18 protein-coding genes and 1 pseudogene are annotated in these 17700 nt (G+C 65.6%); 6 read left to right on the forward strand and 13 right to left on the reverse strand.

All coding sequences use genetic code 11. The annotated features are described in order from the left end of the window. Positions 1–46: 46 nt before the first annotated feature. A pseudogene (locus JQ507_25995) lies at positions 47–1003 on the reverse strand (IS30 family transposase). A gap of 395 nt (positions 1004–1398) precedes the next feature. Between JQ507_25995 and JQ507_26000 the strand changes: the two are divergent. Genes JQ507_26000 through JQ507_26010 form a run of 3 tightly spaced genes read left to right on the forward strand, consistent with a single transcriptional unit; the run spans position 1399 to position 3114 of the window. After that, positions 1399–1713 (forward strand): NIPSNAP family protein, encoded by a 315-nt coding sequence (locus JQ507_26000; GenBank protein ID QRI68352.1) that lies wholly within the window; start codon positions 1399–1401, stop codon positions 1711–1713. 35 nt (positions 1714–1748) lie between these two features. Further along, a complete protein-coding gene (locus JQ507_26005; protein ID QRI73516.1) occupies positions 1749–2120 on the forward strand; it encodes a PaaI family thioesterase in 372 nt (123 codons plus the stop codon). A 4-nt stretch (positions 2121–2124) separates the two neighbouring features. Further along, on the forward strand, positions 2125–3114 hold the full coding sequence (locus JQ507_26010; GenBank protein ID QRI68353.1) for a dienelactone hydrolase family protein: 990 nt from the start codon (positions 2125–2127) through the stop codon (positions 3112–3114). Positions 3115–3116: 2 nt separating this feature from the next. Here JQ507_26010 and JQ507_26015 read toward each other — a convergent pair whose 3' ends face one another. The 4 genes from JQ507_26015 to JQ507_26030 form a co-directional block, all read right to left on the reverse strand. Next, the gene (locus JQ507_26015; GenBank protein QRI68354.1) at positions 3117–4409 is read right to left on the reverse strand and encodes an FAD-binding oxidoreductase; all 1293 of its coding nucleotides are present in this window, start codon (positions 4407–4409) and stop codon (positions 3117–3119) included. A 191-nt stretch (positions 4410–4600) separates the two neighbouring features. After that, complete coding sequence (locus tag JQ507_26020; protein ID QRI68355.1) at positions 4601–5332, reverse strand: amino acid ABC transporter ATP-binding protein; 732 nt, start codon at positions 5330–5332, stop codon at positions 4601–4603. Next, positions 5329–5982 (reverse strand): amino acid ABC transporter permease, encoded by a 654-nt coding sequence (locus JQ507_26025; protein ID QRI68356.1) that lies wholly within the window; start codon positions 5980–5982, stop codon positions 5329–5331. The genes JQ507_26020 and JQ507_26025 overlap by 4 nt, the downstream gene beginning before the upstream one ends. Positions 5983–6281: 299 nt before the next feature. After that, positions 6282–7049, reverse strand: coding sequence for an amino acid ABC transporter substrate-binding protein (locus JQ507_26030; protein ID QRI68357.1), 768 nt, complete (start codon positions 7047–7049; stop codon positions 6282–6284). Between the two features lie 176 nt (positions 7050–7225). Here JQ507_26030 and JQ507_26035 point away from each other — a divergent pair, with 176 nt between their 5' ends. After that, the gene (locus JQ507_26035; protein QRI68358.1) at positions 7226–7927 is read left to right on the forward strand and encodes a cupin domain-containing protein; all 702 of its coding nucleotides are present in this window, start codon (positions 7226–7228) and stop codon (positions 7925–7927) included. Between the two features lie 277 nt (positions 7928–8204). On the opposite strand, the gene JQ507_26040 is transcribed toward JQ507_26035, so the two are convergent. Genes JQ507_26040 through JQ507_26050 form a run of 3 tightly spaced genes read right to left on the reverse strand, consistent with a single transcriptional unit; the run spans position 8205 to position 12019 of the window. Next, positions 8205–10475: a xanthine dehydrogenase family protein molybdopterin-binding subunit gene (locus tag JQ507_26040; GenBank protein ID QRI68359.1), complete on the reverse strand. Its 2271-nt coding sequence runs from the start codon at positions 10473–10475 to the stop codon at positions 8205–8207. Positions 10476–10478: 3 nt separating this feature from the next. Beyond that, positions 10479–11525 carry a xanthine dehydrogenase family protein subunit M gene (locus tag JQ507_26045; GenBank protein ID QRI68360.1) on the reverse strand — a complete coding sequence of 349 codons (1047 nt, stop codon included), beginning with the start codon at positions 11523–11525 and terminating at the stop codon, positions 10479–10481. After that, complete coding sequence (locus tag JQ507_26050; protein QRI68361.1) at positions 11522–12019, reverse strand: 2Fe-2S iron-sulfur cluster binding domain-containing protein; 498 nt, start codon at positions 12017–12019, stop codon at positions 11522–11524. The genes JQ507_26045 and JQ507_26050 overlap by 4 nt, the downstream gene beginning before the upstream one ends. A 156-nt stretch (positions 12020–12175) precedes the next feature. On the opposite strand from JQ507_26050, the gene JQ507_26055 reads away from it, so the two are divergent. Then, entirely contained in the window at positions 12176–12814 is a 639-nt protein-coding gene (locus JQ507_26055; protein ID QRI68362.1) for a TetR/AcrR family transcriptional regulator, read from the forward strand. 39 nt (positions 12815–12853) lie between these two features. Here the strand turns inward: JQ507_26055 and JQ507_26060 are convergent, their stop codons facing one another. From JQ507_26060 to JQ507_26080, 5 genes are all read right to left on the reverse strand, one after another. Continuing rightward, positions 12854–13039, reverse strand: a complete 186-nt coding sequence (locus JQ507_26060; GenBank protein QRI68363.1) for a hypothetical protein — start codon at positions 13037–13039, stop codon at positions 12854–12856. A gap of 21 nt (positions 13040–13060) precedes the next feature. Continuing rightward, positions 13061–13507: a hypothetical protein gene (locus JQ507_26065; protein QRI68364.1), complete on the reverse strand. Its 447-nt coding sequence runs from the start codon at positions 13505–13507 to the stop codon at positions 13061–13063. Positions 13508–13763: 256 nt separating this feature from the next. Further along, the gene (locus JQ507_26070) at positions 13764–14210 is read right to left on the reverse strand and encodes a GNAT family N-acetyltransferase (GenBank protein QRI68365.1); all 447 of its coding nucleotides are present in this window, start codon (positions 14208–14210) and stop codon (positions 13764–13766) included. Positions 14211–14238: 28 nt separating this feature from the next. Then, positions 14239–15504, reverse strand: a complete 1266-nt coding sequence (locus JQ507_26075; protein QRI68366.1) for a D-amino acid dehydrogenase — start codon at positions 15502–15504, stop codon at positions 14239–14241. Positions 15505–15610: 106 nt separating this feature from the next. Then, positions 15611–16939: an aspartate aminotransferase family protein gene (locus tag JQ507_26080; protein ID QRI68367.1), complete on the reverse strand. Its 1329-nt coding sequence runs from the start codon at positions 16937–16939 to the stop codon at positions 15611–15613. 159 nt (positions 16940–17098) lie between these two features. On the opposite strand from JQ507_26080, the gene JQ507_26085 reads away from it, so the two are divergent. After that, complete coding sequence (locus JQ507_26085) at positions 17099–17647, forward strand: cupin domain-containing protein (GenBank protein QRI68368.1); 549 nt, start codon at positions 17099–17101, stop codon at positions 17645–17647. The last annotated feature ends 53 nt before the right edge of the window (positions 17648–17700 follow it).

Here is a 17700-nt window from a genome sequence, read left to right on the forward strand (position 1 = left end):
GCGAAAGCCGGGAGGTGGATTCACACTCGAAGTGCAACACTTGAGCAGCAAAGACCTCTGCCGGGGTCCTGAAGTCAAGGCATTTGCGCGGGGTGTTGTTGTAGGCGGCGATGGACTTGCGCAGGCGGCGGGTTGGCAGCTTTTCGAGGTCGGTGTTGCGCGGGATGAAGCGGCGCATGCGGCCGATGGCGTTCTCGATGCCCCCTTTTTGCCAGGGGGCGTGGGGATCGCAGAAGTACGTCTTGATCAAGAGGCTTTGCAAGGCAAGGTGAGATGCGAACTCGGTGCCGTTGTCGAAGGTGACGGTCTGGCGGATCGGCTGTGGCAGGACCTCGAACAGGCGTACGAGATGGTGAGCGACGCCGGAGGCGAGCTTGCTTGCGAGGGGGACGCCGAGCAACAGGCGGGAGGTGCGCTCATGCACGGCCAGGATCTGCTGACCGTATTTGGAGAACATCATGAGGTCGGCCTCCCAATGGCCCGGGGTCTTGCGATCGGCGACCTCGACGGGGCGCAGATCCAGCGAAACACGGCCTTCGATGAAGCTTGCGGGACTGCCGCCCCGCTTGCCGCGGCGACCGCGCTTGCTCTTGCCGCGCGGCAGGTAGCGCCGCCAGCTGAAGTCCGAGGTGCGGGTGAGCTGGGCATAAATGAAGCGGTAGATGCTCTCATAGGAGATCACCTTGCGGCCGTGCTCGCGAGCCAGCCGGCCGGCGACCTGCTCGGGCGACCAGCCCCGGCCAAGACGTTCCAACACCGCACGGCGCAGGCCGGGCTCCCGTTCGAGGCGAGAGCCCGTCCAGCGCCGCGCTCGCATCTGTTGCTGGGCATAGCTGGGCTTGTAGCCGACCTGAACGCCAGAATTACGGTTCAGCTCCCGAGAGATCGTTGATGGCGGGCGATCCAAAGCTGCCGCGATTTGCCGGATCGAGCTGCCACCGGCCGAAAGCCTGGCAATCTCGCATCGCTCCTCCAGGGAGAGCTGCTTGTAAGTCCGCCCCATGGCAACACCTCCAGTTGGAAGTGTTGCACTTCGTTTGTGAACTCAGGGGACCCATACTCCGCGGCAGATGTTGTCGGCGGAACTCGTCGTTGCAACATCGCGCAACAATAGGCATCGGTGGTTATGGGTCCCGGCCTTCGCCGGGACGACTGCGAATATGTGGCGCGCCTGCGAGGCTTGTTCAGTGTCATCACCCGCGAAAACGGGTGATCCAGTATTCCAGAGACAGGCGTTGTTGGATCGATGGGCCGCGGCGTACTGGATCGCCCGGTCATCGAGCCGGGCGATGACGTGTGGGTGGAGACGCAGCTTCGCGTTCTTGCGACATATGGCGCGACTCGATCGCTGAGATATAGTCCGGACGCCTGTTCAACAACCATTCGGAGCACCGCAGAATGATTACCTGCTACCTGCGTTATGAGATCAGGCTGGGCAAGCTCGCCGACTTCGAAACCTATGCTGCGATGTGGCTTGAGCTGCTGCCGCGGTTCGGCGGTGTCCATCACGGCTACTTCCTGCCGTCCGAAGGCGCGAGCGACGTCGCGCTGGCGATGTTCAGCTTTCCGAGCCTCGCGGCCTATGAGCAGTATCGGAAGGATTCCGCCGCGGATCCGGACGTGCAGAAAGCGATCGCTTTCGCAAAGCAGACGGGGTGCTTCACACGCTACGATCGGTCGTTCTTCCGGCCGTTGTTTCCGAAAGCGGCTTGATGACAGTGACCGGCCCGGACAAAGCAAGTGCAGACCTGCCGCCCGGCGCGCAACTTCTCGGACGCGAGTGGCTGGGCTTCGACGGCGTGGTCACCTCGATCCGCTTCGAAGCGAAGCCCGTGTTCACCAACCGGCACGGCACGATCCAGGGCGGCTTCCTCGCCGCAATGCTGGATTCGGCCACGGGCCTCGGCGCACTTGCAGCACTTCCCGCAACACAGACGGTGGTCACCAAAACCCTCGCCACGCGACTTCTCAAACCGGCGCGCGCGGGTCCGATCACGGCCAAGGCGAAGGTCGTCTCGCAGACCGGGCGCGATATGATCGTTGAGGCCGACCTGATCGATGCGGAGAACGTGACGGTCGCCACCGCCACCGCCGAGTTGCGAATTCTCGACAAGCGATAGCCCTATGCGTTGGTCTCCCTTGCTGTTCTCCGCTCTGGTGTCGCTCAGCCTCTCGGCTGCACAGGCGGCTGGACTGCGGGCTTTCAACGTGCCCGCGAGCAGTGACGGGCCCGCGATCCGAGGGGTGATCTGGCATCCCTGCGCGGAAGCTCCGCACGAGATCGATGCCCGTGGCGGCCGAACGTTCTTCGGCGTGAACGACTGCCCGATCATTGGAAACAAGCTGCCGCTGATCGTGATCTCGCATGGACGACGCGGATGGCTCGGCGGTCATCACGACACTGCCGCTGCGCTGGCGGATGCCGGCTTCATGGTTCTGACATTCAATCATCCGACCGACACCGAACGCGATACCAGCGGCACCGACAGTCTTGCCGTGACGGTCGAACGGCCCGCCGACATCAAGCGCGCAATTGACTACGCACTTCAAGGATGGCCTGATGCTGCTCGCATCGACGCCGGACGCATCGGTCTCTACGGTTTCTCGTGGGGCGGCTATACTGCCCTCGCGGCGATTGGTGGTGAGCCCGATCTCCGCAAGGACCTGCCGAACTGCCAGACGTCGAGCTTGCGGGCCTGCAAGGAACTCGAAAGCGGAGAGAAGCCGCGCGGACCGATCATCCATGATCCGCGGATCAAGGCTGCCATCATCGTCGATCCCTTTCCCGTGCTGTTCTTTGCGCCCGAGGATCTGAAAGCCGTGGCGATTCCGGTTCAATTGTGGAGCTCGGACCCCGCGCAGAACGGCGACGGTCTCTCCGGATGCTGTGCTGCCGCCATCAACGAGCGGCTTCCGTCCAAACCGGACTTTCACCTGGTGAAAGATGCGAAGCACTTCTCTTTCCTCGCGACTTGCACGGCGGAGGAGACAGCGAAGATGGCTGCCATTTGTACCGACGCGCCGGGCTTCGATCGCGTCGCCTTCCATCGGCGCTTTCACGCCGCGGCCATCGCGTTCTTCAGGACGCACCTTGCCGAGACCGGGACGCGATAGCGTTACACCCCGAGCTTGTCCCGCACCCGCCCGGTCAGCACCGCGGCGGTGACGCCGACCCGCCAGAACGCGTGCATCGGCATCGGCTTGATGCCGGTCACGGGCATGTCGATCTCGGCCTTGGCACCGCCGATCAGGCGGCGGGCGAGCTGCGCGCCCATCGCGGTCGAGAGCGCGACACCGCGGCCGTTGCAGCCGAGCGAGATCAGCAAATTCTCCGCGGGCTCATGGACATGCGGGTAGTGGTCGGCGGTGATGGCAAGACGGCTGTTCCAGCCATGGGTCCAGCTCGTGCCCTTGAGCTGCGGCCACAGCCGCTCGGCGTAGCGGATCAGATAGGCGACGTCGGTCGGCTTGCTGATCCAGCGCATCGGGCCACGGCCGCCCATCAACAGGCGGTTGTGCTGGTCGATGCGGTAGTAGACGGTGATATGGCCGCTCTCGTAGAGCACCGGACGCGTCGGCATGATTGAACGCGCGACCTCGTCGGGCAGCGGCGCGGTCGCCGCGATCGACGAGAACACCGGCACGATGGTGCGGCGAAGAGCGGGCCAGAGATCGTCGGTAAAGCCGTTGGTCGCGAGCAGCACCTTGTCGGCATGCACGATGGCGCGCGGAGTTTCGATCCGCCAGCGGCTGCCGTCACGGCGGAGCCGCAGCGCCGGCGTCTCGCCATGGACGGCAACGCCGGTCCCGATCGCGGCGCGCGCCAGGCCGCGGGCGTAGCTCAGCGGATGCAGGTCACCGCCGCGCGCATCGAGCAACGCGCAGAGGTAACGGTCGCTGCCGGTCATCGCGCGCAGTTCGGCGGCGTTGAGCAGCTTCACCGGCATGCCGCGCTGGATGCACTGTTTGGCCGTTGTCTCAATCGCTGCGGCACTGGCCTCGTTGTAGGCCGCGCGCAGCGTACCATTCTGCCGCGCCTCGCAGGGGATCTGGTAGCGGCGGATCAGATCATGGGTGAAGTTGGTGGTGCCGTAGGAGAATTCGACCATGCGGCGGCCGAGATCGGCGCCGAAATCCTGCTCGATCTGATCGGGGTCGTGCTTCAAACCGGGATTGGTCTGCCCGCCATTGTTGCCGGACGCGCCCCAGCCCGGCTCCTGCGCCTCCAACACGGTCGCGAGCACGCCCTGCTCGGCGAGGTACAGCGCGGTCGACAGGCCGGTGAAGCCGCCGCCGATGATCGCAACCGGCACGGTCTTGTCCGACGTCAGCGGCGGCGTTGGCGTCGCCTCGACGGCGGTGTCGGCATAAAGGCTTGGTGGCAGCGGCAGACGAGCCGATGTGGTCATGATTGGAGCTCGTGCTTCACCTCTCCCATCGGGAGAGGTCGGCGCGAAGCGCCGGGTGAGGGGTTCAGGTCCCACGAGAGAGCGTCACCCCTCACCCGGATCGCATCTAACGATGCGATCCGACCTCTCCCACAAGGGGAGAGGTGGACCGTTGGCATGGCAACGTCTCTATTCAAGTCAACCATCAGCGATCACAGCGGATGCAGCACGCGGCGCAGGAAATCCTGGGTGCGCGGGTGCTGCGGTTGGTTGAGGACGGATTTGGCGGCGCCCTGCTCGACGATGACGCCGCCGTCGATGAACAGCACGCGGTCGGCGACGTCGCGGGCAAAGCCCATCTCGTGGGTGACGACCACCATGGTCATGCCGTCATCGGCGAGCTTGCGCATCACCGACAGGACGTCGCCGACCAACTCCGGATCGAGCGCCGAGGTCGGCTCGTCGAACAGGATCGCCTTCGGCTGCATCGCCAGCGCGCGGGCGATCGCGACGCGCTGCTGCTGGCCGCCGGAGAGCTTTGGCGGATGCACCTCGGCCTTGTCGGCGAGGCCGACCTGGGCGAGCAGCGCGCGGCCGCGGGCGATCGCCTGCTCGCGCGGCTCTTTCTTCACATAGAGCGGGCCCTCGATGACGTTCTCGAGCGCGGTGCGATGCGGAAACAGATTGAAGCGCTGGAACACCATCGAGACCTGGGTGCGGATCGCGACGATCGAGCGGTCATTGCTGTCGACACGCGCGCCCTCGACGCTGATCTCGCCGCGATCGTAGCTCTCGAGCCCGTTGATGCAGCGCAGGATGGTCGACTTGCCGGAGCCTGAGGGGCCGATGATGCAGACCACCTCGCTCTTGGCGACCGAGGCGGTGATGCCCTTCAGCACCTCGACCTTGCCGAAGCTCTTGTGGACGTCGCGGAGCTCGATCATTTGCGGTTCGCCTTGTTCTCGAAGTGCCGAACCAGCAGGATGAGCGGAATGCTCATGGTGAGGTACATCAGCGCCACCAGCGTGAACACGCTGGTGTTCTTGAAGGTCGAGGACGCGATCAGCTTGCCCTGCAGCGCCAGCTCGGCGACCGTGATGGTGGAGGCCTGCGATGAATCCTTCAGCATCATGATCATGACGTTACCGTAGGGCGGCAGGATGATCCTGACCGCCTGCGGCAGCACCACGCGGCGCATGGTGAGCCACCAGCCCATGCCGATGGTCTGCGCCGCCTCGATCTGCCCCTTGTCGATCGCCTCGATGCCGGCGCGGAAATTTTCCGCCTGATAGGCCGAATAGGCGATGCCGAGCCCGATGATCGCGGCCTGCAACGCCGACAGCGCGATGCCGAAATCGGGCATCACGAAATAGATGTAGAACAGCAACACGATGATCGGGATGCCGCGGATCAGATTGATGAGCGCGGCGCTGAGCCAAACGAGGATGCGGATGCCGGACACCCGCATCAATGCCCACACCAGCCCGAGCACGGTCGACAGCGCGAGCGAGCCGATTGTGACGACGATGGTCAGCCAGACACCCTGCAACAGGATCGGCACGAACTCGACGGCGTCGTGGAAGAATTTTTGCATCGGCTAGCCGTATCCAATCCCGTCACATGCTCGAGTGCTTTTACCGTCACCCTGAGAGAGTGTGAATGTATTCAGCGTCGTCCTGGCGAAAGCCAGGACCCATTACCCCAACCGCTTGCTGCTGTGCGACGCTGGGGCCACGATCGCACTCTGCATCGAACTCGGTGGTTATGGGTCCTGGCTTACGCCAGGACGACGCCGTGGGGCCCACCGGCCGGGCCGTGCATCCTTCGAGACTCGGCGAAGACGCCGCTCCTCAGGATGACGGGTCACCTGAAATCCCGTCGAAGCACTGGCCCTCACGACCCGCTGGCCTTCTGGCCCCATTTCTCCAGGATCTTCGCGATCGTGCCGTTCGCCTTCAACTTCGCCAGCGAGGCGTTGATCTTGCCGAGCAGTTCGGTGTCGCTCTTGCGGACGCCGATCGCGACGGTGCCCACGGTGACGGGCTTGTAGCCGTCGACCAGGCGGACGTCGGCGAAATTGCCCTGCTGCAGATTGTAGGCGAGGATCGGATAGTCGGCGAAGCCGGCCTTGAGGCGGCCGGCATTCACGTCGCGCAGGATATCGGGAATGGTGTCGTAGACCTTGACCTCGCTGAACAGCCCGGTCTTCTTCAACGCATCGACGAACGCGGTGCCGACCTGGGCGCCGACCACCGTGCCCTTCAGATCCTCCTGCGAGGCGTAGGCCTTGGTGTCGGATTTCGGCACCACCAAGCCTTCACCATAGGTGTAGACCGGCTCGGAGAAGTCGATCACCTCCTTGCGCGCCGCGGTGGCGAACATCGCGGCGGCGATGATGTCGATCTTGTTTGCGGTCAGCGAGGGGATCAGTGCCGAGAACTGCATCGGCTCGATCTGCACGGTAAAGCCGGCGTCCTTGCCGATCTCGGTGGCAAGATCGACCATGATGCCCTGGATCGAATTGGTCTTGGTGTCGAGGAAGGTGAAGGGGATGCCGGTCGGCGTCGAGCCGACCTTGAGCACCTGCTGCGCCCCTGACGGCGCGCTCACGGCAAGGGCAAGTGCCGCGACCGCGGCCTGGACGAAACGCTGAAAGGACATCGCACCACCTCCCGAGACTGACGCCAAAACCGGCCCCGGTGCCGCTGCGCCCGCTGTGTCAGCGCTTTTGGTTGCGGGCGACGCCGTTCCGGCCTATTTTCACCAATATGAAATTGTGGTCACGAAACCGCCGCCAATGCAAGCGGTTTTCATGCACATGAAGGAAGCGGACTGACGTGAGCGGCGGCAAGAGAATGCGCAAAGGCGCGGCAATGAGGCCTGCAACGGCACGCCGCGCCGCCGGAAAGCCAGCCAAGAAAGCTGGGAAGAAACTCGAAAAGAAACTCGAAAAGAAGCCGGCCGAGCCCGCGATGGATCTCGCGGTCGGACGCCGGATCCGCGACCTGCGCCGGGTCAAGGCGATGTCGCTGGAGACGGTGGCCGCGCGCACCGAGCTGTCGATCGGCTTCATCAGCCAGATCGAGCGCGGCCTGTCGTCGCCCTCGCTGCGCGTGCTGGCGACGCTGGCCGACGTGCTCGGCGTCGGCATCGCTGCACTGTTCGGCGCAACACCGAAGGATGGCAGCACCGGCGGCGTCGTGACCCGCGAGGTACAGCGCGCCGAGCTGAAACTGTGGCGCACCGGAATCTCAAAGCAGCTGCTGAGCCCTGCCGGCAGCGAGAGCCGGCTCAACCTGTTCCTGGTGCATCTCGATCCCGGCGGCAACACCGGCGACGAGTTCTACACCCATGACGGTGAAGAGGCCGGCCTCGTGCTATCAGGCGAGATGACGCTGACTGTCGACACCGAGACCTGGACGCTGAAGCAGGGTGACAGTTTTCGCTTTGCCAGCCGCCGCCCGCACCGGTTTTCCAATCCCGCCACTGATGCGAAGGCCGTGGTGCTGTGGGTGAATTGCGTGACGGCGGCTGGGTAAGCCTGCGCTCCCTCACCGTCGTCCCGGCGAAGGCAATCCTGCGTCGTCCCGGCGAAGGCCGGGACCCATTACCACAGGGCTGTGTTGTTGAAGAAGGCTGCGGCCCCAGCTTCGCGCAACAACTCACGTTGGTGGTTATGGTCCCGGCCTTCGCCGGGACGACGACGATGGCGGGTTCGCGATTCGTAATTGCGAGGAGCGAAGCGACGACGCAATCCATGGCTCCGCATGCGCGTAGGAATGGATTGCTTCGCTGCGCTCGCAATGACGAAGAGCGTTAGCCGCTCAGCCCCATCACCACGTCCTCGATCTTGATCGGGAAATTGCGCACCCGGATGCCGGTGGCGTGGAAGACCGCGTTGGCGACGGCGCCGGCGCTACCGGTGATGCCGATCTCGCCGACACCCTTGATGCCGAGCGGATTGACGTGCGGATCGTGCTCGTCGACCGTGATGACCTCCATCGGCGGCACGTCGGCATTAACAGGCACATGATACTCGGCGAGGTTCGCATTCAGGATGCGCCCCGAACGATGGTCCATCACGGCCTCCTCGTGCAGCGCGAATGAGAGGCCCCAGATCATGCCGCCGTAGAGCTGGCTCCGCACCATCAGCGGATTGATGATGCGGCCTGCGGCGAAGGCGCCAACCATCCGCGTGGCGCGGATCTGGCCGAGCTCCGGATCGACCTTGACCTCGGCGAACACGGCGCCATGCGCGTGCATCGCATATTGCGATTGCGCCGTTGCGTCGGCCGCACCAGTGCCGCTGCCCTCAACCTCGGCGACGCCGGCGCGCGCCAGGATCTCGGCATAGCTTTCGCTGCGTGCGTCGTCGTCGCGGCGATGCAGGCGTCCACCGCGCGCCACCACGCCGGCATTGCCGGCGCCGAACAGCGGCGAGCGCTCATCCGAGGTCGCAAGCTCGGCGAGTTTTGCGATCACCGCAGCACCTGCGTTATGGATCGCTGCGCCGACAGTTGCGGTATGCCCCGAACCACCGGCAATGCCGGCGTCCGGCAGATCGGAGCTGCCGGAGCGGAACGTCAGCTGGTCGAAATCGAGACCGAGCGAGTCGGCCGAGATCTGCGCCAGCGCGGTCCAGGCGCCCTGCCCCATGTCGTGCGCACCGGTCTCCATCACGCCCTTGCCGTCGGCACGGATCACCGCGCGCGCATTGCCTTGGAACATGATGGCCGGGAACGTCGCGGTGCCGACTCCCCAGCCGACCAGGAAGCCGTTCTCGTCGCGCATCTGGCGCGGCTGCAGCGGACGTCCCGCCCAGCCGAAACGCTCGGCCGCCCTGGCGTAGCACTGGCGCAGCGCCTTGGAGGAGAACGGCTTGCCGGTGGTCGGCTCGACCTCGGCATAGTTCTTCAGCCGGAACTCCAGCGGATCGATGCCGCAGGCGAACGCCGCCTCGTCGATCGCGCTTTCCAGCACGATCGATCCGGTGGCCTCGCCCGGCGCGCGCATGAACAGCGGCGTGCCGGTGTCGACGCGGACCGCCTCATGCGCGGTGCGGATCGCCGGGCTGGCATAGAGCGTGTGCGAGGCGTCGGCCGCGGGCTCGTAGAAGTCGTCGAAGCTCGACGTCGTGACGCGCGCTTCATGGTTGATCGCGGTCAGCGCGCCGGCATCGTCGGTGCCGATCCGGATGCGCTGGCGGGTCGGCGGACGGTGGCCGACCGGGCCATACATCTGACTGCGTCGCAGCACCAGCTTGACCGGACGCCCAATCAGCTTCGCGGCCATGATGCCGAGCACCTGCGGGCCGGAGATCAGCCCCTTGGAGCCGAAGCCGCCGCCCAGGAACGGGCTGTTGATATGGATATTCGCCGGCGAAATGCCGAACAGCCCGGCGATGCGCATCTGCGCGAACCCCATGCCCTGGCTCGGCGTATCGATGAACAGCCGGTCGCCATCCCACACCGCGACGATCGCGTGCGGCTCCATCGCGTTGTGATACTGCGCCGGGGTCTCGTAGGTGGAGTCGGTCAGCTTCGAGGCGGCAGCCATTCCGGCATCGATATCGCCGTGGCGGACTTCGGCCGGATTGCCGATGCCGACCACCGGCGGCGCATAGGCCTCAGTGGCGTCGAGGCCGACGCGCGCGATCTCGACCTGGTAACGCGGCGACAACAGCGCGGCGCCTTCGGTCGCTGCTTCCAGCGTCTCGGCGATCACGACCGCGATCGCCTGATTGGCGTAGCGCACCTCGTCGCTCTGCAACAGCTCCATCCGGAAGGCGAACGGATTGCCCTTGGCGTCGGGGTCTTCCGCAAGCTCCGGCTTGTGCGCCGGCGTCATCACGTCGAGCACGCCGGGATGGCGCTTGGCAGCGGCGACGTCGAGCGATTTGACGCGGCCGCGCGCGATGCAGCTGCTCGCGATCACGGCATAGAGCATGCCGGGCGGATGATTGTCGGCGGCATAGCGGGCCTTGCCGGTGACTTTGAGCACGCCGTCGGTGCGGGTCATCGGCTGGCCGATGTTCGAGCCATGGCGGATATGGGCGGGGTCGCGGGTCAGACTGATCTCAAGCGTCATGCGTCACGCTCCTGCAACGGACGAGAAGGGAGAGCCCGGCAGCGCCGGAATACGATCCGGCGTGCCTCTGGCAGCAAGGGTGAGCGCGCGCACGATGATGCGCTGCGCAAGCTCGATCTTGAAGGCGTTGTCGCCGGACGGCTTTGCACCGGCGAGTGCGGCCCGCGCCGCCTCGCGATAGCGGGCCGCATCGGGCGTGGCACCGGCCAGCACCTGCTCGGCCTCGCGCGCCCGCCACGGCTTTGCGGCGACGCCGCCGAGCGCAAGCCGGGCTTCGCGGATTTTCCCGTCCTCGATGCGCAAGGCAGCGACGGACGAGACCACCGCGAACGCATAGGACGTGCGCTCGCGGACCTTGATGTAGCGGGCATGGCCGGCGAAGTCTTTCGCCTCGCCAGGCAGCCGCAGCGCGACGATCAGATCGCCGCGCTCCAGCGCGGTCTCCCGCTCCGGCGTCTCGCCGGGCAAACGATGCAGCGCATCGAGCGGCAGTTCACGGCGGCCGTCCTTGCCCTCGATCTCGACGACGGCATCGAGCGCGACCAGCGGCACGCAGAAGTCCGACGGATGGGTCGCGATGCAACCCTCGCTCCAGCCGAGCACCGCGTGCAGGCGGTTCTCACCTTTGAGCGCGTCGCAGCCGGCGCCCGGCCAGCGCCGGTTGCAGGCGCTGCCGGCGTCGTAGAAATAGGCACAGCGGGTCCGCTGCATCAGGTTGCCGCCGACGGTCGCGGCGTTGCGCAGCTGGGCCGATGCGCCCGACAGCAGCGCCTCGGCGACCGCGGGATAGTTGCGCGCGAAGTCAGCGTCATGCGCGAGATCGGCATTGCGCACCAGCGCGCCGATGCGGAGCGAACCGTCGGCGAGACGTTCGATACGATCGAGCCCCGGCAGCCGCGTGACGTCGACGAGAACGCTCGGCCGGCTGACGCCGCCCTTCATCAGGTCGAGCAGATTGGTGCCGGACGCCAGATAGCTCGCGCCCTTTTCGGAAGCTGCCGCGATCGCATCCGCGACATTGGCCGGCCTGACATAATCGAAATTCATCATGCGGAGCGCCTCTGCTTGGTGGCGGTCATGTTGGATTGTGCCTCGAGCACGGCCTCGGTGATCCCGGCATAGGCGCCGCATCGGCACAGATTGCCGCTCATGCATTCGCGCACGCGCTCCGGATCATCGCCGGCCTGGCCCTCCTGGATCAGGCCGATGCCGCTCATGATCTGGCCCGGCGTGCAGAAGCCGCACTGGAAGCCGTCATGGGCGATGAAGGCGGCCTGCACCGGGTGCAGCTCGCCGCCGCGCCCGACGCCTTCGATGGTTGTGATCTCGGCGCCGTCATGGCTGACGGCGAGCGCGAGGCAGGAATTGATGCGGCGGCCGTCGACCAAAATGGTGCATGCGCCGCACTGGCCGCGGTCGCATCCCTTCTTGGTTCCGGTGAGGTCGAGCCGCTCGCGCAGCAGGTCGAGCAGCGTGACGCGGGGATCGTCGAGGACAATGTCTCGGCGGACCCCGTTAATGGTGAGACTGAGTGGGAGATTCATGCAAGGCGCTCCGATCCGTGTATGGTCGGGTTGAATCGAGGCAACGCAGACCCGTGGCCGCCGATCCAGGGGGTCGGCGCGCCTTGTCAGGCCCGGTGCTGGTCGCCATATACGGAGGCATCCTCCGTTTACAAGGGAGGGTGAAAAGAAAAAGCAATGGCCGGCTCATCACCAGAAATTGTCCGCAAGCCGCGCGCCGATGCGGTGCGCAACCGCGAGCGCGTGCTGGAAGCGGCCAAGGCCGTGTTCTCCGCCGGCGGCAGCGAAGCGAGCCTGGAGGCGGTGGCGCGGCAGGCCGGCGTCGGCATCGGCACGCTGTATCGCCACTTCCCGACCCGCGAAGCACTGTATGAGGCGGTCTATCGCCGCGAGGTCGAACAGCTCGGCGACCTGGCCGAACAGCTGCAGAACGCCCCCGAACCCGTCGAGGCGTTGCGGCGCTGGCTGCGCGCCAATGTCCAATTCGTCGCGACCAAGAAGGGCATGGTGGCCGCGCTGGCGCTGGTCGCGGCCGGCTCGAGCGAACTGCAGGCCTACTCGTTCGATCGCCTGACCAAGGCGATCGGCACACTCCTATCGCGCGCGGTCGCGGCCGGCGCGATCCGCGACGACATCAGCGCCGAGGACGTGCTGCGCGCGCTGATCGGCATGTGCTACATGCACGACCAGCCGGGCTGGCAGACCACCGCGCTCAGGCTGCTGGACGTGTTCGTGGACGGCTTGCGCGTGCTGCCGGCGAACCCGGTGCTGACGACAAGGCCTGCGAAGAAGACCACTCGAAGGCCATCGCGTTAACCGGTCCCAAATGGCCCGCATGAGCCAACGAGGCGCGCTTCAAGGGCGGCCGGTGCGTGGCGAGAGCCAGGTCATGATGACCGCATGTGGCGTTCGTCGGCTGCGCGGCAGGCGATGCCGCTGCAGCGCGGATGTCGCGAAGGCCGATGCCTGCGCGCTGGACTGCCGCTTCTCGCGCGTGAGGGTCATCCACTCGCGAATGACCGTGCGTCGTACCTTGGACATCCGGATTTCCTCCCGTTCGCATCAGGCCGCGAGGCGCAGCGGATCAGCCTGCGACCTGCGTGCCGACAGCGCGCAACCGCATTGGTGCACGATGCCTTGCTCGACGACAAAGCCGCGCCGCTCCAGCGCGGTCCGCAGGCTCTGGTTGGCCGCCGGCTTCTGCGCGTCGAGCCACACCACCAGCACTGCGCGTGCAGTGAGGAAATTCGTCAGCCAGTCAAGCGTCGGCTCGAGCGCGTGAAGCGTGCGCCGCCGCCAATCGACCAGCGCGGCGTCATATTGCGCGGCCGCACGGCCGCAATTGGCAGTCGAAGCGGTTCGCAGGAAGCCGCGCCGCTGCAATTCGAGCATCAGTTCGATGCTCCTCGTGCCGGCCACGACGATGCGCTGCTGCGTCGAGCAGCCTGCCAGCGCGATCATCGGCTCGAGAATCCGGTCGCCGGCGGCCAATTCAATCGAAGACATCATGTCACCTGTTCGCGTTCGCCCTCGCGCGCAACCGGCCGCGTGTCGGCCGGCCTGCACGATGCGGGAGCGTTCGGGGTCAATATCTTCAGGACGGGATATGAATTCGAGAGCGCTGAGCGACATGCCGCATAGGCGCGGCATAGGCTCGCCTGGACGGGTCATCGTGCCCGTGGCGATCAGGAAACACAGTCACGCCAGTTGTGCGAAACTGCACAGACGGTCCCGATCGCACAAATGAAGACAACCGGAGAGCCCGTCAACGCGAGCGATAGATATCCGGGCGAAAGACTTCCATGAAGCGCGATGGATTGCCGAGCGCGTCGAATCCGAATTGGCGATACAGCCCATGCGCATCCGAGGTCGCGAGCAGGAAGCGCCTCAGGCCTTGCAGATCCTCGTGCTCGACGACGCAGCGCACCAGCCATTTGGATAGCCCCTTGCCGCGATGTCCTTTGAGAACGAAGACATCGGCAAGCAGGGCGAAGGTCGACCTGTCGGTGACGACACGCGCAAAGCCGACTTGTACGTCGCCGTGATACACACCGAAGCACAGCGAATTGGCGATCGCCCGCTCCACGACCGATCTCGGGACACCCTGCGACCAGTAGCTTTCTTGCGCCAGGAAGGCGTGAATCACGTCCAGGTTCAGGCGGCGTGCATCGGTCGATATCTCGTATCCGGCAACGGTCTCTTGCGTCTGCATGCACGCGCCTCCTGCGATGAAGCGGCCCTCAGCCGAACCTGTGATCGTAGCGATTGATCGACAGCTCCTTGGTGTCGATCTCGGGCGTCTTGCCGGAGAGCATGTCGGCCAGCACCCGGCCGGAGCCGCAGGCCATGGTCCAGCCGAGCGTGCCGTGGCCGGTGTTGAGGTGCAGGTTCGAATAGCGCGTCGCGCCGATCACCGGCGGGCCGTCCGGCGTCATCGGGCGCAGGCCGCACCAGAACGTGGCCTTGGAAAGGGCGCCGCCGCGCGGAAACAGATCGGTCAGCGAATGGTCCAGCGTCGCGCGCCGCGCGTCGTAGAGCTTGGTCGAATAGCCCGAGATCTCGGCGGTGCCGCCGACCCGGATGCGGTCGCCGAGCCGAGTGATCGCGACCTTGTAGCTCTCGTCCATCACGGTCGATTCCGGCGCGCCGGACGCGTCCTTGATCGGCACCGTGATCGAATAACCCTTCACCGGATAGACCGGCAGCGAGATGCCGAGCGGCCGCACCAGATGCGGCGAATAGCTGCCGAGCGCGAGGACGTAGGCGTCCGCGGTCATCATCCCGGCGCTGGTCGCAACGACGGTGATGCGGGTTGCGTCCGCATTCAACCCGTCGATGCCGACATTGAAGTTGAAGCGCACGCCGATCTTCTCGGCTTCCAGCGCCAGGGCCTGCGTGAACATGTGGCAGTCGCCGGTCTCGTCATGCGGCAGCCGCAGCCCGCCGGCGAATTTCTGCTTGACGCCGGCCAGCGCCGGCTCGGCTTTGATGCAGCCCTCGCGATCGAGCACCTCGAACGGCACGCCATACTGCTTCAGCACGTCGATGTCGCCGCCGGTGTGATCGAGCTGGGCCTGCTCGCGAAACAGCTGCAAGGTGCCTTGCGCGCGCTCGTCGTATTTGATGCCGATTTCGTTGCGCAGCGCCTGCAGGCAGTCGCGGCTGTACTCCGCGATCGGGATCATCCGGGCCTTGTTCGCCGCGTAGCGCGCCGTGGTGCAGTTGCGCAGCATCTTGAGCAGCCACAGCCACATCACCGGATCGAGCTTGGGGCGGATCACCAGCGGGCCGTGCTTCATCAGCAGCCACTTCACCGCCTTCACCGGCACGCCCGGGCCGGCCCATGGCGACGAGTATCCGGGCGACACTTCGCCGGCATTGGCAAAGGAGGTTTCGAGCGCGGGCTTCGGCTGACGGTCGATCACCGTCACCTCATGGCCGGCGCGCGCGAGATAATAGGCCGAGGTGACGCCGATCACGCCACTGCCGAGAACCAGGACCTTCACTTTTCCTCACATCCTGCAGCGAAAACGCAATCGCCGCTGCGAAACCACTCTGCTTCGCAACGGCGACAGCAATTTGTAGAGCCAGCTAGAATCTAGCTAGCAATTATCAGGCCACGCGCTTGATCGAGTCGCCCAGGATCGAGACGATGTCGTCGATATGCGACTTCTCGACGATCAAGGGCGGCGACAGCGCGAGCGAGTCGCCGCTCATGCGGAAGTAGAGGCCGGTGTTGAAGCAATCGACCATCACGTCGTAACCGCGCGCGCCGACGACGCCGTCACGCGGCGAGAGCTCGACCGCGCCCATCAGGCCCTGGTTGCGGATGTCGACGACATGCGGCAGGCCCTTCAGCGAATGCAGCGCATCGCGCCAGTAGTCGGCGATCGCGGCGCCGCGGGTCAGCAGGCCCTCGTCCTTGTAGATGTCGAGCGTGGCAAGACCCGCCGCGCAGGCCACCGGATGCGCCGAATAGGTGTAGCCGTGGAACAGCTCCATGGCGTTGTCGGGGCCGACCATCAGCCCGTCATGGACCTGGCGGCTGGCGAACACCGCGCCGCACGGCACGGTGCCGTTGGTGATGCCCTTGGCGGTGGTCATCATGTCCGGCGTCACGCCGTAGAAGTTGGCGGCGAACGGGGTGCCGAGACGGCCGAAGCCGGTGATGACCTCGTCGAAGATCAACAGGATGCCGTGCTTGGTGCAGAGCTCGCGCAGCCGCTGCAGATAGCCCTTCGGCGCCGGCAGTACCGCGGTCGAGCCCGGCACGGGCTCGACGATCACGGCGGCGATGGTGTCGGCACCATGCAGCGCGACCATCCGCTCGACGTCGTCGGCGAGCTCGGCGCCGTGGTCCGGCTGGTCCTTGGCGAAGGCGTTGCGGGCGAGATCATGGGTATGACGGATGTGATCGACACCAGGCAGATGGGTCGCGAACTGGCGGCGGTTGGCGACCATGCCGCCGACCGACATGCCGCCGAAGCCGACGCCGTGATAGCCGCGCTCGCGGCCGATCAGGCGGGTGCGGGTCGGCTGACCGGCGGCGCGGTGATAGGCCAGCGCGATCTTCAGCGCGGTATCGACCGACTCAGAGCCCGAATTGGTGAAGAAGATCCGGTCCAGCCCCTTCGGGGCGATCTCGGCGAGACGCTCGGCGAAATCGAACGCCAGCGGGTGGCCCATGTTGAAGGACGGCGCGAAGTCCAGCGTCGACAGCTGACGCTCGACCGCGGCCGCGATCTGCGGGCGGCCATGGCCGGCGTTGACGCACCACAGGCCGGCGGAGCCGTCGATCACCTGCCGGCCGTCGACCGAGGTGTAGTACATACCCTTGGCGGAGGAGAACAGCCGCGGCGCCTTCTTGAACTGCCGGTTGGCCGTGAAGGGCATCCAGAACGAATCGGTCTTGATGGTGTTCGGAATCTGATGAACGGTCACGGCGGCGCTCCATTGTTGGTTAGCGTAGTCGGACCACTCTTCACGGCACTCAACAAGTCCTTTTCTGTCGCAGCGCAAGCCATTGATCTTGTTGAGGCGGTCTGCGAAGATTTGTTCGATCCGCAACACCTGCAACAGGGATTTACCAAGGGGACTGTCATGAGCGTCGACATCGGCGGTCGGCTTCGATTCATTCGCGCGCGGCACAAGCTGTCGCAGCGCGAACTCGCCAAGCGCTCCGGCGTGACCAATTCGACGATTTCGCTGATCGAATCCAACCAGATGAACCCGTCGGTCGGCGCGCTCAAACGCATCCTTGACGGCATTCCGATGGGACTTGCGGAATTCTTCGCGATCGAGCCGGAGCGGCCGCGCAAGGCGTTCTACCGCGCCGACGAGCTGACCGAGATCGGCAAGAAGCCGATCTCCTACCTGCAGATCGGCGACAGCCTGTTCGGACGCGCGTTGCAGATCCTGAAGGAGCGCTACGAGCCCGGCAGCGACACCGGCCGGGTGCCGCTGGTGCATGAGGGCGAGGAAGGCGGCATCGTGGTCTCGGGCCGGCTCGAGGTCACGGTCGACGACGAGCGGCGGGTGCTCAACGCCGGCGACGCCTATTACTTCGAAAGCCGCCGCCCGCACCGCTTCCGCTGCATCGGCGCCAAGCCGTGCGAGGTGATTTCGGCCTGCACCCCGCCGACGTTTTGAACCCGGCGCAGGCGGTGCGCGACCCAAGCCGCAAGGGCCGCGTGTCGCGGCGT

This window comes from Bradyrhizobium sp. PSBB068, from assembly GCA_016839165.1.
Lineage (GTDB): Bacteria > Pseudomonadota > Alphaproteobacteria > Rhizobiales > Xanthobacteraceae > Bradyrhizobium.